The organism is Micromonospora krabiensis (assembly GCF_900091425.1).
Taxonomy (GTDB): domain Bacteria; phylum Actinomycetota; class Actinomycetes; order Mycobacteriales; family Micromonosporaceae; genus Micromonospora; species Micromonospora krabiensis.
The window spans coordinates 6804705-6820170 of the sequence record NZ_LT598496.1 but is presented as its reverse complement, the minus strand read 5'-3'; the positions used below and the strand labels follow the sequence as shown (position 1 = coordinate 6820170).

The 15466-nt window shown below is 72.1% G+C and carries 13 protein-coding genes; 3 read left to right on the top strand and 10 right to left on the bottom strand.

The features are described 5' to 3' along the window. The first annotated feature begins 551 nt into the window (after nt 1-551). Entirely contained in the window at nt 552-1208 is a 657-nt protein-coding gene (locus GA0070620_RS31380; protein ID WP_091597175.1) for a C39 family peptidase, read from the top strand. Nucleotides 1209-1286: 78 nt separating this feature from the next. Here the strand turns inward: GA0070620_RS31380 and GA0070620_RS31375 are convergent, their stop codons facing one another. Then, nucleotides 1287-1943, bottom strand: a complete 657-nt coding sequence (locus GA0070620_RS31375) for a DedA family protein (RefSeq protein ID WP_091597172.1) — start codon at nt 1941-1943, stop codon at nt 1287-1289. 274 nt (nt 1944-2217) lie between these two features. Further along, nucleotides 2218-2574 carry a VOC family protein gene (locus GA0070620_RS31370; RefSeq protein ID WP_091597169.1) on the bottom strand — a complete coding sequence of 119 codons (357 nt, stop codon included), beginning with the start codon at nt 2572-2574 and terminating at the stop codon, nt 2218-2220. Between the two features lie 157 nt (nt 2575-2731). On the opposite strand from GA0070620_RS31370, the gene GA0070620_RS31365 reads away from it, so the two are divergent. Further along, entirely contained in the window at nt 2732-5587 is a 2856-nt protein-coding gene (locus GA0070620_RS31365; protein WP_091597166.1) for an aconitate hydratase, read from the top strand. 96 nt (nt 5588-5683) lie between these two features. Here GA0070620_RS31365 and GA0070620_RS31360 read toward each other — a convergent pair whose 3' ends face one another. The 7 genes from GA0070620_RS31360 to GA0070620_RS31330 form a co-directional block, all read right to left on the bottom strand. Next, nucleotides 5684-6286, bottom strand: coding sequence for a GTP-binding protein (locus GA0070620_RS31360; RefSeq protein WP_091597164.1), 603 nt, complete (start codon nt 6284-6286; stop codon nt 5684-5686). Next, nucleotides 6267-6653: a DUF742 domain-containing protein gene (locus tag GA0070620_RS31355; protein ID WP_091597161.1), complete on the bottom strand. Its 387-nt coding sequence runs from the start codon at nt 6651-6653 to the stop codon at nt 6267-6269. Before GA0070620_RS31355 ends, GA0070620_RS31360 begins: the two co-directional genes overlap by 20 nt. A gap of 5 nt (nt 6654-6658) precedes the next feature. Further along, nucleotides 6659-7081, bottom strand: a complete 423-nt coding sequence (locus tag GA0070620_RS31350; RefSeq protein WP_091597159.1) for a roadblock/LC7 domain-containing protein — start codon at nt 7079-7081, stop codon at nt 6659-6661. Between the two features lie 91 nt (nt 7082-7172). Then, the gene (locus GA0070620_RS31345; protein WP_091597156.1) at nt 7173-9713 is read right to left on the bottom strand and encodes a sensor histidine kinase; all 2541 of its coding nucleotides are present in this window, start codon (nt 9711-9713) and stop codon (nt 7173-7175) included. Nucleotides 9714-9814: 101 nt separating this feature from the next. Further along, nucleotides 9815-11458 carry a prenyltransferase/squalene oxidase repeat-containing protein gene (locus GA0070620_RS31340; RefSeq protein WP_197677491.1) on the bottom strand — a complete coding sequence of 548 codons (1644 nt, stop codon included), beginning with the start codon at nt 11456-11458 and terminating at the stop codon, nt 9815-9817. Beyond that, a complete protein-coding gene (locus GA0070620_RS31335; protein WP_091597153.1) occupies nt 11455-12366 on the bottom strand; it encodes a terpene synthase family protein in 912 nt (303 codons plus the stop codon). Before GA0070620_RS31335 ends, GA0070620_RS31340 begins: the two co-directional genes overlap by 4 nt. Next, on the bottom strand, nt 12363-13700 hold the full coding sequence (locus tag GA0070620_RS31330; protein ID WP_231922499.1) for a cytochrome P450: 1338 nt from the start codon (nt 13698-13700) through the stop codon (nt 12363-12365). Before GA0070620_RS31330 ends, GA0070620_RS31335 begins: the two co-directional genes overlap by 4 nt. A 385-nt stretch (nt 13701-14085) precedes the next feature. Here GA0070620_RS31330 and GA0070620_RS31325 point away from each other — a divergent pair, with 385 nt between their 5' ends. Then, on the top strand, nt 14086-14334 hold the full coding sequence (locus tag GA0070620_RS31325; protein ID WP_091597147.1) for a DUF2630 family protein: 249 nt from the start codon (nt 14086-14088) through the stop codon (nt 14332-14334). Between the two features lie 52 nt (nt 14335-14386). Here GA0070620_RS31325 and GA0070620_RS31320 read toward each other — a convergent pair whose 3' ends face one another. Next, nucleotides 14387-15322: a serine protein kinase RIO gene (locus tag GA0070620_RS31320; protein ID WP_091597144.1), complete on the bottom strand. Its 936-nt coding sequence runs from the start codon at nt 15320-15322 to the stop codon at nt 14387-14389. Nucleotides 15323-15466: the final 144 nt, after the last annotated feature.

Genomic DNA, 15466 nt, shown 5'->3' with positions numbered 1-15466 from the left:
TGATCGACCGTGGCCACAGGTCGAGCCGGGCGAGGCGCGGTAGATCTTGGACGATTAGTGCCCCTGTAGGGGCACTAATCCGCCAAGATCTGCGGGCGGCATCCGCGTCGACCGTTCCGCGCGTGCCTTCTGTCCGGTTCGGGCGGGTGGGGGTGTCCGGTTTGGGGGTGCGGGTCCCGTGGGCGGGGCCACCCTCAACCCGGAATCGTGGGCCCGGCCGGGTCGTTGAACATGGCATACCGGCGCGGCCCCGAGCCGCCGCCGGCCACCGGGACCACCGGCCGACCGGACCCCCGGCCCAAGCCACCGGCCCGACACCGGGAATCACCAACCCGCCCCGGCCGTTGCACACCCCCGACGCCACGAGCCCCCGGCCGTGACCGTCACCGACCGGCCCCCGGTCCCGGGAATCACCGGCCCACCACCGGTCGTTACACCCCCGAGCCGCCCGAGCAGGCCACGCCGCCGAGCCGGCCCCACCCCCAAGAACCTCCCGGCACCCGCCCCCCAACGCGGGCCGCCGCGCACCCCCGAACAGAGAGGCACACACCATGCGTACCGATCTGATCCGCAAGACCGTCCTCACCGCAGCCGGAATCGCCGCCGCCGGCGGCGGCATCGCCGGCCCCGCCATCGCCGCCCACGCCGCCCCCGCCGACACCAAGCCCGCCCAGGTCCAGGACCGCAAGAACAACAGCGGCGAGCGCGAACTCAACGTCCGCTACGAAGCCCAGCCCAACTTCTACTACTGCGGCCCCGCCGCCACCCGCAACGCCCTCTCCGTCCAAGGCAAGGACATCAACGTCGACGCCATGGCCAAGGAAATGGGCACCACCGAAGCCGGCACCAACTCCATCAACGACATCACCCCCGTCCTGAACAAGGAAACCGGCAGCAACGTCTACAAGTCCGTCGAGATCAGCTCCACCAAGGCCGACGACAAGCAGACCGACAAGCTGCGCCAGGACATCGTCCGCACCATCAACGACGGACGCGCCGTCGTCGCCAACATCGCCGGCACCACCACCGACACCGACGGCAACACCCACTCCTTCGAAGGCGGCCACTACATCAGCGTCATCGGCTACCGCGACGACGGACACACCGTCACCATCGCCGACAGCGCCGACCCCAACATGGCCTCCTACCGGGTCAGCGTCGACAACCTCGCCGACTGGATCGCCACCCGCGGCTACTCCACCAACTGACCCCAACACAGCAACACAGCAACACAGCACCAAGCGACAGGGCCGGCCCCCACCACGGGGGCCGGCCCTTCGTCGTGCTCATCGGCTGCGGGCCGGCACCGTCTCGCCGGGCTCCGGCTCGGACTCGGTGTGCACCGCCCGGTGGGCCCGTCGGCGTAGCCACCAGGTGCTGCCGACGCCGGCCAGCACGGCCAGGCCGAGCCCGATCCAGGAGGCGTCCTTGAGCCAGTGCTCGGCCACCCGGCCGAGGTGGAAGAGCAGGTACGTGGTGGCGAAGGCCCAGACCAACCCGCCGGCCGCGTTGGCGGCGAGGAATCGGCGGTACGGCACGTGCAGGGCACCGGCGAGCGGTCCGGCGAGGATCCGCAGCAGGGCGATGAATCGGCCGAAGAACACCGCCCAGACGCCGTGTCGGGCGAAGCTCAGCTCGGCGCGGGCGAGCTGAGCGGGTCCGAGGTGTTTCGGGAAGCGCCGGCCCAGCCGGGCCAGTAGGGCGCGGCCACCGCGGCGCCCGATGGCGTACCCGGCGGAGTCACCGACGATGGCGCCGAGCGCGGCAGCGCCGGCCACCCACTCCGGCTCGACGACGCCCGCCGCGGCCAGCAGCGACGCGCTGACCAGGGTGATCTCGCCGGGCAGCGGAACGCCCATGCTCTCCACGCCGATCACGCCGGCGACGATCAGGTAGACGGCCAGCGGCGGCAGCGCCACGAGCCAGTGTTGTACGTCGAGCACGCGCCCTCCCCCGGTCCGGCCTCGAACCCTACCCGCGCGAGCCCGCAGCGGCGGGCCTGCCGAAACGGCACGGGAGCGCACTCCAGCAGGCTCGCCGGCACGACGCGGCAGCACGCTCCGCCAGGTCCGGCGGGATGCTCGGGAGCGCCTCCAGCGGGCCCGCCGCGACGAACGGGAGCACGGCAAAGGAGCCCACTCCGGCCGGTTCTGAGAAGGTCGGCGGGACCGCGGCGGCTGCGCCTCGAGCCCGGTGGAGGGCGGTCGGGTGGCGGGGTCAGGCGCTCGGGGCGAGGAACTCCAGGCGGTTGCCGTGGGCGTCCTCGGTGTGGAACCGCCGCATGCCGGGCAGCTCGTCGTCGCCCCACGTGACGGGCGCGCCGGCGGCGGCGAGCCGGGCGGCCAGGTCGTCCAGGTCGGGTCGGAGCAGCGCGGGGTGCGCTTTGCGGGCGGGCCGGAAGTCGTCCTCGACGCCGAGGTGCAGGTCGGCGCCGTATCCGGTGAACCAGCATCCGCCGCGGGCGGCGAGCGCGGGCGGCTTGGGCTGCTCGGTCATGCCGAGCAGGCCGACGTAGAAGGTCCGGGAGGCGTCCTCGGAGCCGCGCGGGCAGGCGAGCTGTACGTGGTGGATCATCGGTGTACCTCCTCGGCCCCGACCATGGCACGAGGTTGCGCGAATAGCAAGACGGACGTACGGTTTTGTAGAGCCGGTACGCGGGTAAGTGTTGCCTAACCTCGGCGGCACCCGGGCCGGTGCGACAGACTGCTCAGGACTACTCACGGTCGCTGGTGTGAAGGAGTACGACGTGGCGAGCCTCGACACCTTCGGTGCGAAGAGCCAGCTGCGCGTCGGAGACGCGAGCTACGAGATTTTCAAGATCGACAAGGTGGACGGCCACGACCGGCTGCCGTACAGCTTGAAGATCCTGCTGGAGAACCTGCTGCGGACCGAGGACGGCGCGAACATCACCGCCGACCACATCCGCCAGCTCGGCGCGTGGGACCCCACCGCCGACCCGAGCGTGGAGATCCAGTTCACCCCGGCGCGGGTGCTCATGCAGGACTTCACCGGCGTGCCGTGCGTGGTCGACCTGGCCACCATGCGCGAGGCCGTGCGGGACCTGGGCGGCGACGCCACCAAGGTGAACCCCCTCGCCCCCGCCGAGCTGGTCATCGACCACTCGGTGATCGCCGACCTGTTCGGCCGCGAGGACGCGTTCGCGCGCAACGTCGAGCTGGAGTACGAGCGCAACAAGGAGCGCTACCAGTTCCTGCGCTGGGGTCAGACCGCCTTCAACGAGTTCAAGGTGGTCCCGCCCGGCACCGGCATCGTGCACCAGGTCAACATCGAGTACCTGGCCCGTACGATCATGGAGCGCAACGGCCAGGCCTACCCGGACACCGTGGTCGGCACCGACTCGCACACCACGATGGTCAACGGCCTGGGCGTCCTGGGCTGGGGCGTCGGCGGCATCGAGGCCGAGGCCGCGATGCTCGGCCAGCCGGTCAGCATGCTGATCCCGCGGGTCGTCGGCTTCAAGCTCTCCGGTGAGATGCCGGCCGGCACCACCGCGACCGACCTGGTGCTCACCATCACCGAGATGCTGCGCAAGCACGGCGTGGTCGGCAAGTTCGTCGAGTTCTACGGCCCGGGCGTGAGCGCGGTGCCGCTGGCCAACCGCGCGACCATCGGCAACATGTCGCCGGAGTACGGCTCCACCGTGGCGATCTTCCCGATCGACGGCGAGACCGTCCGCTACCTGGAGCTGACCGGCCGCGACCCGCAGCAGGTGGCGCTCGTCGAGGCGTACGCCAAGGAGCAGGGCCTCTGGCACGACCCGGCTGCGGAGCCGGAGTACTCGGAGCGCCTGGAGCTCGACCTGAGCACCATCGAGCCGTCCCTGGCCGGCCCGAAGCGCCCGCAGGACCGGGTGCCGCTGGGCAGCGCCAAGACGCTGTTCCGCTCGGCGCTCAAGGACTACGTGGCCGCCGACGAGACCGGCGGCGACCGGGGTCGCCAGTCGGGCGTACCGCAGCTGGAGAAGCCGTTCGGGGTCGAGGGCCACGCCGACGAGGCCAGCGCCGAGTCCTTCCCGGCCAGCGACTCCCCCGCCAACGGCGTCAACGACCCGGCCGACGCCCCGCGTGACCTCGAGACCGCCGCGGTGGGCGCGGGCGGGCGGGCCACCAACCCGATCCGGGTCACCGGCGCCGACGGCACCGAGTTCGAGCTGGACCACGGCGCTGTGGTGATCGCCGCGATCACCTCCTGCACCAACACCTCCAACCCGCAGGTGATGATCGGCGCGGCCCTGCTGGCCCGCAACGCCGTGGAGCGCGGCCTGAACCGCAAGCCGTGGGTGAAGACCACCCTGGCCCCCGGTTCCAAGGTCGTCATGGACTACTACGAGCGCGCCGGCCTGACCCCGTACCTGGAGAAGCTGGGCTTCCACCTGGTCGGCTACGGCTGCACCACCTGCATCGGCAACTCCGGCCCGCTGCCGGAGGAGATCTCCGCCGCGGTGAACGAGGCCGACCTCTCCGTCGTCTCGGTGCTCTCCGGCAACCGCAACTTCGAGGGCCGGATCAACCCGGACGTCAAGATGAACTACCTGGCGTCCCCGCCGCTGGTGGTCGCGTACGCGCTGGCCGGCACCATGGACATCGACCTGGCCAACGAGCCGATCGGTGAGGACAGCGCCGGCGAGCCGGTCTACCTGCGCGACATCTGGCCGAGCACCACCGAGATCCAGGACGTCATCGCCTCGGCGATCGGCGCCACCGGGTTCAGCTCCGCGTACGCCGACGTCTTCGCCGGCGACGAGCGCTGGCAGTCGCTGCCGACCCCGACCGGCGACACCTTCGCCTGGGACGGCGACTCGACGTACGTACGCAAGCCCCCGTACTTCGATGGCATGGAGCGCGCGCCGAAGGCCGTCACCGACATCGACGGCGCTCGCGTGCTGGCCAAGCTCGGTGACTCGGTGACCACCGACCACATCTCCCCGGCCGGCTCGATCAAGGCGGACTCGCCCGCGGGCAAGTACCTGGCCGAGCACGGTGTGGCGCGGCACGAGTTCAACTCGTACGGCTCCCGCCGCGGCAACCACGAGGTGATGATCCGGGGCACGTTCGCCAACATCCGGCTGCGCAACCAGCTGGTCCCGGGTGTCGAGGGTGGCGTCACCGTCAACCACCTGACCGGCGAGCAGACCTCGATCTACGACGCCTCGGTGGCCTACCAGGCGGCCGGCGTGCCGCTGGTGGTGCTGGCCGGCAAGGAGTACGGCTCCGGCTCGTCCCGCGACTGGGCCGCCAAGGGCACCATGCTGCTCGGCGTCAAGGCGGTCATCGCCGAGTCGTACGAGCGGATCCACCGCTCCAACCTGATCGGCATGGGTGTCCTGCCGCTCCAGTTCCCGGTCGACACGACGGCCGACTCGCTGGGGCTGACCGGCACGGAGACGTTCACCATCACCGGTGTGACCGCGCTGAACGACGGCGAGACCCCGCGCACGGTGAAGGTCACCACCGACACCGGTGTCGAGTTCGACGCCGTCGTCCGCATCGACACCCCCGGTGAGGCGGACTACTACCGGCACGGCGGCATCCTGCAGTACGTGCTGCGCCGGATGATCGCCAACTGACGCACGACCGAGAAGGCCCCTTCCGGCGAACCGGGAGGGGCCTTCGTCGTACGTCAGGGGTGGGCCGCGTGCCGGGGCCGGCACGGCGGCACCGGGTCACTCGCCGCGGCGGCGGGCGTCCCGGGTCTTCATCGCGTGCTCCATCAGGGTGATGAGCACCTCCTTGCTCGACTCCCGCTGGCGGGCGTCGCAGAGCAGCACCGGCACCCCCGGGTCCAGGTTCAGGGCCGCCTGCACCTCGTCGAGCCGGTACTGCCGGGCCCCCTCGAAGCAGTTCACCGCCACGACGAACGGCGTGCCCCGCCCCTCGAAGTAGTCGATGGAGGGGAAGCAGTCAGCCAGGCGTCGGGTGTCCGCGAGGACCACCGCGCCGATGGCGCCGAGGGCCAGCTCGTCCCAGACGAACCAGAACCGGTCCTGCCCCGGCGTACCGAACAGGTAGAGCACGAGGTCGTCGCTGATCGTGATCCGGCCGAAGTCCATCGCGACCGTGGTGGTGGTCTTGCTCTCCACCCCGGAGAGGTCGTCGATGCCGACACCGGACTCCGTCAGCACCTCCTCCGTGCGCAACGGGCGGGTCTCGCTGACCGCGCCGACCATGGTCGTCTTGCCCACGCCGAAGCCGCCCGCGACCAGAATCTTGATCGCGGTGGGCAGTGGGGTCGCTCCCGCCGGCCGCTCAGAGTGCCCGTAGTCCATTGATAACCGCCTCGAAAACACTGTTGTCGGGAAGTCCGGCCGAGGTGCGTGGCTCGCGCACCTGGACCAGGCTGCGGGCCACCAGGTCACCCAGTAGGACCCGGATGGTGCCCACCGGCAGGTCCAGGTGGGCGGCGATCTCGGCGACGGACTGCATGCGCTGGCAGAGCCCGACGATCGCCACGTGCTCCGGCCCGAGGCCGATTTCCGTGCCCACGTCTGCGCGGGTCGCCGTGACCAGCGAGATCAGGTCGAACGTGCCGGTTACCGGACGAGCCCGGCCGCGCGTGACCGCGTACGGACGCACCACCGGCCCGGCATGGTCGTCCACCCACTGATGCTCCGCGGACTCCCCCTGCACCGTCATCGCGCCTACTTCTCGCCGGTCGACTGTTCGGCGGTCCGGGTCGGCGACGCGACGTGCTTGCCGACCCGGGTCACCAGCATCGCCATCTCGTAGGCGATCAGCCCCACATCGGCGTCCTCACTGGCCAGGACCGCGAGACAGGCGTTGCGCCCGGCCGCTGTGACGAAGAGGAACGAGGACTGCATCTCGATGATGGTCTGCTGCACCTGGCCACCACCGAACCGCTTGCCCGCGCCCCGGGCCAGGCTCTGGATCCCGGCCGCCATCGCGGCCAGGTGCTCTCCGTCGTCCCGGCTGAGCCCCTGTGAGGAGGCCATCAACAGGCCGTCCGTCGACAGCGCGACCGCATGCTCGGCCTGCTTCACCCGGCCGACCAGATCGTCCAGCAACCACGTCAGGTCGGCACTCGATGCCGTCTTCTGGGCCACTCGTCGTCCTCTTCTCCCCCGGCGGATGTCGCCGATTTCGTATGGGGCTGACCGTTCCGTCGCGGGCGGATGTCCGCACCGCCGGCACGGGTCAGGTCGCTTGTTGCTCGTCGGCCTCCGGGCCGGACCCCGGGTCCGGCTCGTCGTCGGGGCCGCCCAGCAGTCGGGCGGCCTCCGTCCGACCCCGACGGGTCCCGGTCTGGTACGAGCTCATCATCCGCCGCACCTGCTCCGGCGGCCGGACGGTGTCCTCGTCGTCGTCGGCGCTCGTGGCGGCGGGGTCGTCACGCAGTTCGGGCACGATGTTCGCCTGCCGGACCCGGACCGGCAGGCCCGAGTCGGTCTGGGACGCCTCACTGCGGACCGGCGCCGGGCCCCGCTCGACCGGCGCCGCCGGCCCGCCGTCCAGGGGACGGGGCAGTGCCGTCGGCAACCCGGTCGGGTACGTCGGCCCGTCCAGCGCGGCCTGCTGGTCCGGCGCCCGTCGGGCGCGGGTGGGCAGGCCCTGCAGTCCGGCCCGGGACCGGGTCGGCAGCCCGTCGTCGTCACCGGTGCCGTCGGTCTGCGCCACCGGCGACTGCGGCCCCCGCAGGTCGGGCGCCTCGGCCAGGGCCACCGGGGCGGGCAGCGCCGGCGGCTCCGGGGACGGGGCGCTCGCGGCCGGCGTGGCCGGGATGGCGGTCGCCGGCGCGGCCGGGGTCGCCGCCTTGGTGGCGGGCGTGCCCGCGGCGAAACCGCCGGACGCCTCCGGGTCGTCACCGGAGTCGGTGACCAGCTCGATCGGCACCAGCACGACGGCGGTGGTGCCGCCGTACGCGGACTCCTTCAGCTGCACCTTGACGCCGTGGCGTTCGGTCAGCCGGCTCACCACGTAGAGACCCAGCCGGGAGGCGTTGGCGAGGTTCAGCTCGGACTGGTCGACGATCCGCTCGTTGGCGGCGGCCAGGTCCTCGGGGGTCATGCCGAGACCCCGGTCCTCGATCTCGACCGCGAACCCGTTGGCCACCATCTGCCCCCGCACCTCGACCGTGGTGTTCGGCGGGGAGAAGGACAGCGCGTTCTCGATCAGCTCGGCGAGCAGGTGGATGATGTCACCGACGGCGCGGCCGGCCAGGGAGACCCGGCCGATCGGCAGCACGTTGACCCGGGTGTAGTCCTCCACCTCGGCGACCGCGCCGCGGATCACGTCGACCATGGGGACGTTGCGCCGCCAGGCGCGGCCCGGCGTCGAGCCGGAGAGCACGATCAGGTTCTCGGCGTTGCGGCGCATACGGGTGGCGAGGTGGTCGACCCGGAACAGGTCCTCCAGCTCCTCGGCGTCCTGCTCGCGGCGCTCCATGGCGTCGAGGAGCGTGAGCTGCCGGTGGACCAGCGCCTGCGTACGCCGGGCCAGGCTGAGGAAGACCTCCCGGACGTTGCGGCGCAGCTCGGCCTGCTCGACGGCGGTGCGGATCGCGGTCTCCTGGACCGCGTTGAACGCCTTACCCACCTGGCCGATCTCGTCGGTGCCGAACTCCAGGGGCGGGGCCTCCTTGGCGACGTCCACCTCCTCGCCGTGGCCGAGCCGCTCCACGACGCTGGGCAGCCGCTCGTTGGCCAGCCGCATGGCGGCCTGGCGCAGCCGCTCCAGCTGCTGGACCAACGCCCGGGCCGTGGTGATCGACACGATGATGGAGGCGATGACGGCGATGAGGCCGAGACCGGCGGCGAGCACGAGTCGCACGATGACGCCGACCGCGACGGGGGCGGCCCGGTCGACCACGTCGTCACCGCCGGCGAGCACCGTGTCGGCGATCTGGGTGAGGGCGGGGCCGCTGACCTCGTCCCAGCCGTCCGCGTTGATCGGCGGGCGGGTCCCGCTGCCCTGCATGACCCGGTTCTCCAGGTCGGCGAGCTGACGGAACGTCGGGCCGCCGGACATCTCCGCGTACCGCCTCTGGTCGGCGGCGGGCAGGCGGACCAGCGCCTGCTCGGCGGTGAACTGCCGGGCGCCGACGATCCGGGTGAACTGCGCCTGCTCGGCGGCCGTGATGCGACCGGCCGCGAGCACACCGGCGAGCAGGGCGTCCTCCTGGGACAGCAGCTCACGGGAGCGGTTGAGACCGATCAGCGCGGAGGTGTCCTCGGCGACCTGCTCGTCGTCCAGGTTGCCCAGCGCGTCGTAGACCCGGTAGATCGACTCGATCAGGCCGGTGAACGCCGCACCGGCCTCGGCCCGGTCGATGGTCTTGGCGTCGACGGCCGTACGGGTCTCCCCGAGCCGGTCCAGGCCGCCGATCAGCTCGCTGATCCGACGGTCGAGGGTGCCGCTGCCCAGCGCGTCGACCTGCCAGCTGTCCACGGACTCCTTGAAGTCCGCGGCCAGCTTGTCGGTGCGCGGCCTGATCTCGGCCAGCGCGGCGCGCCGCTCGTCGTCGGGGCGACCGAGCAGGGCCAGCGACGTCCGCCGTTCCAGCTGCAACTGCAGCAGCAGCGGCTCGGTGGGGTTGAAGACCTTGCTGTCCAGGGCCTGCACGCCCAGCAGGTTGACACCGTCCCGGATGGTGACCCAGGCGGTGAACCCCCAGAGCGCCACCAGGGACGCGAGCAGGGCAACGACCTTGGTACGCAGATTCGAGCTGCGGGAACCCATTACACCGTCCCTGGCGTGGCCTGTGTGATCCGTCAGTCAGTACGCGATGCGGACGCGCACGCATTGACCCCGGCGCACGCTAGCAGCGTCCGCAGCATCACTCAAGCGCTCCTGATCATGGGCCCGTCGGAAGCCGCCGCGGACGCGTTCCGGTCCACTCCCGTGGCCAGGTCGGATCTCGTGATCGCCAACTGCCACACGGCGATCACGGCGGCCCGCACGATCAGCAGCGGCGCGTAGAGGTCCTTGTCGTGCCACAGTGGTGGGTGTGCCGCCCGGTCGTCCGCGGCGGCCAGGTACGCCAACCCCCGGGCCACCGCCTCGCGCACTCCCCGTCGCGGCGTGCCGGCGGTGCCGAGCAGCACGTGCAGGGCGTACGCGGTCTCCTCGACCGTGCCCGCCCACCGTCCCCAGGATCCGTCCGGCCGCTGGGTGGCGACGACCCAGTCGACGGCTCGTTCCACAGCGGAGGTGGCGGTGCCGGCCGGGGCGTGGGCGTCCAGCGCCAACACCGCACAGGAGGTGGCGTAGTAGGGCGAGGCGTGCCACCGGTCGGTCCAGCAGCCGTCGGTCTCCTGCCGCGTGCGCAACCACTCGGCGAGCGCGGCGACCCGGTCGCCGTGCCGGGCCGCGCCGCCGGGGGTGTGGTGGGCGTGCCAGCCGAGCGCCTCCAGCACGTGGGCGTTGGTGGTGACCGATCGCCCGTCCTCCCCCTGCCAGGTGCAGAAGTGGCTGCCGACGTCGTAGCGGCCGAGGCTATCCGGGTCGACCGGTCGACCGAGCAGGGCCAGCGCGTACAGGGCGACGGAGGTGGTGTCCGCGTCGGCCGGCAGCCCGGGCCCGGTCGCGGCGCCCTCCGGCCCGACCGCCTCGGCGAGCTCGGTGATCAGGCGGGGCGCGGGGCGTACCGCCACGCCGGCCCGGGCCAGGGTGCTCACTGTCCAGCCCCGCTCGAAGGCCGTGATCGGTGTGCAGCAGGGCACCGGCCCGTCGTGCTGCGCGACCGCCGTCTCCAGATAGGACAGCACGGCCGGATCCGCGTCGGCCGGGCCCGCGACCCAGGCGGCGGTCGCCGCGGGCGAGGCGCCGACCGCGCCGGCCACCGGCGTCACGTCGACCCGACCCCGCGCGGCCGGGCCCAGCACCTCGAAGGCGTGCAGCAGCTTCTGCGGGACCGGTCGGCCACCGGCCAGCAGGGCGTCCAGGGCGACGAACCGGCGCCGGTCCACCGCGCTGGGCAGCTCACCGGCGAGCGGGCCGCGGCCCGGCTCACCGTCGAGGAGATCGAGGTGGGCGTTGATGCGGTCGGTCAACGCCGGCACGATCAGGTCGGCGGCCGGGGTGTCCGGAAGCTCGGGCGGCCCGTCGGCGAGCCAGCCCCGCAGGGCGGTCAGTCCACGTACGGCCGCCGTCAGCAGCTCCACACGCGACGGTCCCCCCGGCTCGTGCCGCGTGGCGCCCTGGTCCCGCACGCTGGCGAGCAGGGCCTCCACGGCGCTGAGGGTGGGCACCACGGCGTACCCGCCGGGCGCTCCCCAACCGCCGTCCGGCCGCTGCTCGTCGACCAGGTACGACAGCCGCCGCCGGTGCCCGGCGAGCCACGGCGCGTCGCTGACGACCCGGCCGGTCTCGTACACCGAGGGGGTGACCCGACCGGACGGCTCCAGTGCCATGGCGGCGAACAGCTCGCGCGCGGCGCCCGCCACGTCCGGCCGTCCCCAACCGCCCGGGATCGGTGCGGTCACAATGCTCCCCAGAAGTCGGTCGACCGGTAGAAGCCGCTGCTGAAGCCGATCTGGCGGGCCAGGTAGTCCGCCTGCACCGGTGACGTCGCGTGCAGCGGCGCCAGCAGCTCCCGCGCCTGGCCGATCAGCTCCGCGATCCGCCGGGTCACGTCGTCCCGGTCCGGTACGAGAAGCAGCGCGTTCAGGTCGCCCCAGCGCAGGTCCCGCTCGTACGTGCCGAGGTCGTTGACCAGCCGCAGGATCCGCTGCACCACACCGCTCGCCTCGATCAGCTCGTCGAGGTGGTCGAGGGTCGCCGGGTCCCCGGCGTGGATCCAGTGCACGACGTTGACGACCGTGCACGCGAGGTTGTCCGCGTTGTCGAGGTACGTGTCGAGGTCGGGCAACGTCCCACCGTCGCCGGCCTGCTTCCAGTCCCACTCCCGCGCCATGGCGTCGAGGACCTTGGCCAGCTCGTCCCGCCAGACCGACCGGTGCGTGGCGAAGGCGGGCGCGGTGGCCAGCTCGTCGCGCAGCTCGGCCAGGAAGCGGCCGAGGTGGTCGTCCGGCTCGGGTGCGTCGCCGTCCGCGACCGCGAGGCAGCGGGTGGTGAGCCGCTCGATCTCCTCGGCGGACTTGGCCACGTAGTCGACCTGCCAGTCGACCGCGAAGCCCCACAGCACCGCCCGGTTGGTGACGCGCAGCTGGGCCTCGTCGCACCACGGCGCGCCGAAGGCGATGGCCATGGCGACGTTGCCGAACAGCGCCGGGTCGAACGGGCGGGGCGGAAAGAGGTCGGGGTACGCCGAGGCGCACTGTTGCAGGTCTCGCTGGCCCTTGGCGGCCAGGGCGCAGATGCGGCCCTGTTCCGCGGCGGCCAGCAGTTGTTCTTCGACCAGGTCCGACCCGGAGCGCTGGCCGGCCGTCATGCCGCGACGCTCCGCAGCGGCCGGAGCGTGAGCTCCACCCGTTCCCGGGGCCGCAGGGCCGCCGCCACCTTGATGCCGGGGACCGACGGCTTCTGGAGGCGGAACCGGAACCGGCTGAGTACGGTCGCGACGATCAGGGTCGCCTCCAGGTAGAACAGGTGCATCCCGAGGCACTGGTGCGGGCCGCCACCGAAGGGGAAGTGCGCGTAGCGGTGACGGCTGCGGGCGAGCTCCGGGGCGAACCGGTCCGGGTCGAACTCGTTCGGGCGGTCCCAGAAGACCGACATCCGGTGCGTGATGAGCGGGCTGACCACGATGGTGGCGCCGGCCTCGATCCGCACCCCGCCGACCACGTCCTCCTCGACGGCCCGGCGCGGGAACAGCCAGCCGATCGGGTAGAGCCGCAGCAGTTCGTCGAGGACCTGGCGGGTGTAGCGGAGCTCCTTGAGGTGCTCCCGGCGCACCGGGGCGTCGCCGACCACGCGGTCGATCTCCGCGTAGAGCTGCTCGGCGATGCGCGGGTCACCTTCGATGTGCGGCCAGAGCCACGTCAGCACGCTGATCGTGGTCTCGGTGGTGGTCGCGACCATGGCGACGGTGTCGTTGCGCACCTGGGTCTCGTCCAGCCGGCCACCGTCCTCGGTGCGACCGCGCCACAGCGTCGCGATGATGTCGTCGCCGTCGGTCTCGGCGGTCTCCCGGGACCGCCGGACGATCGGCATCAGCAGGTCGTCGATGAGCTGGACCGCGTTGCGGAAGGTGCGGTCGCCGGGCATCGGCACGGCGAGCGGCGCCCACGGCACCGCGATGCGCGGCATCACCGACGAGGCGATGGCGTCCTGCGCCTCCATGATCCGCATCGCGTCCGGCACCGAGATCTTGTCGGCGAAGAAGACCTTCATGATCGCCGAGCAGACGATCCTGGCCTGCTCGGTGCCCATGTCGACGGGTCGGCCGGCCCGGGCCGGCTCCTCCAGCTCGTCGACGGCGTCCTCGATGGCCTCGGCCAGCCGGTCGACCAGCCCGTCGATGCGTCGGGCGGTGAAGAGCGGTTGAAGGATGTTCCGGCTGTTCGACCAGTACTCGCCGTCGCTGAGGATCCCGTCGCCGAACAACCGTTTGAGCGGCCGCCACTGCAGCCCGTCGCCGGCCCGTACGTAGTTGGCGGACCGCTCGCGCAGGACCCGCTGGAGGTGCTCGGGATGGGTCACCAGGTAGGGGCGGAACGCGCCGAGGTTCAGTTTCACCACCTCGCCACCGGAGCGCTCGCCGAATTCGACCAGGGCACGGGACGGTTCGCGGAGGAGACCGGGCACCACGTGGCGCAGGGGTATCGCGCCCGCTCGTCGGGTGGGGACCGGCGTGGTGTCTGACGTTGCCACCTGCGGTGGTTTCCTTTCGGCAACGGAACGTGTCGAAGCGGCTGTAGGGAGTGACCGTTCCGCCGAGCATGCCATTGCGGCGTCAAGTTTCTCTAGACGTGCAACGAGAAATTCTCACACCGCACATCTCACACACTCCACAAGGGATGACGACGCATTCGTGCCCCCATGGAAATCCCGCAGGTGGCGTGCCGAGCGATGGAACCCGGCCATCGGCGAGCGCCGCTGCGACCGCCACGACCCCCGGAGTCCCGCCGACGGGACTCGTGGTCGATCTCCGTCACAGCCGCCCCGGGATTGCCGGCACGCGGGTGGCCGCTGTGCAAGGCTCTTGGCCATGGACGACAAGACCATCCTGAACCGGATCTCCGAGCTGGTCGACGAGGAGCACCGCCTCCGCGCGGCCGCGCAAGCCACCGAGCAGGGCACCGACGACGAGGCCAAGGACCGGCTGCGCGAGCTGGAGGAGTCCCTGGACCAGTGTTGGGACCTCCTGCGCCGCCGTCGGGCCGCCCGCTCCACGCACGGCGACCCCGACGCCCAGGGCGTACGCCCCAAGCCCGAGGTCGAGCGCTACCTCCAGTGACCGGCGCGCCGGCCGGGTGGTGGGCGAGGCCGTCCACCACCCGGCCACCGGCTCAGCGGATGCCCGCCTCGCGCAGCAGTTCCCCGGTCAGCCGGTCGGGGTCGGTCACGGCCGCGGGCAACCCGCGGGAGGTGAACCAGGTGCTGACGACCCGGACGTCCCGGGCCAGGAACTCCGGCCCCTGCGGGTTGGCCACCACGTCGACCACCTGCGGCAGGTCGATCAGGACCAACCGGTCCCGGTGCACCAGCAGGTTGTACGGCGACAGGTCACCGTGCGCGTACCCGGCGCGGGCCAGTACGACCAGCGCGTCGACCAACTGCGCCCAGAGGTCACGCAGGCCGGCCGCGTCGGGCCGGACCTGCGCCAGCCGGGGCGCCGCCTGCCCCTCCTCGGGATCGCCCAGGAACTCCAGCATCAGCTCGGTGCCTCGAAGCTGCACCGGATAGGGCACCGCGATGGTGCCGTGCTCGGTGCCGATCTCCCAGAGCCGCGCCAGGGCGGCGAACTCCGCCGCCGCCCACTGCCCGGCGATCATCTGCCGGCCGAACGCCGTCCGGCCGGCCATCGCCCGGTTCTCCCGGGACCGGCGGACCCGCCGCCCCTCCAGGTAGCCGGCGTCGCGGTGGAACAGCCGGTGACTCGCGTCCCGGTAGCGCTTGGCCGCCAGCAGGCAGGAGCGGTCGGTGCCCGGCACCGCCCGGCGGACCAGGTGGACGTCCGCCTCCTTGCCGGTCTTCAGCACACCGAGTTCGGTGTCCTTCGCGGCCAGTTCGGTGACCAGCCAGGCCGGGTGGGGCTCCGGCCCCTGCACGGCGTCGTCCCAGGACGACCACCGCTCCCCCGTTTCCGGGTCGGCTGCGTCGTCGTGGTCGGTGACGACCGGCTCGGAAGGCCGGCCGCGCTTCAGGAACTGTGGTTCGTCGTCGTCGAAGCGGCCCTTGCCGCGGGTCCGGCGCCCACGCGCCGGAAAGTCGTGTTCGCGCACTGCGGTGGTGATCCCTTGATCGAGGCTGATGGAGGCAGGTGGAAGCGACCTGCGAAGACGGCCATGACCGACCCCCTCTCCTCGACCGGGCTCAGCCCGGGTGCACGATGCGCGGACAATGCTCACCGGCGCGGCGACGCCGGT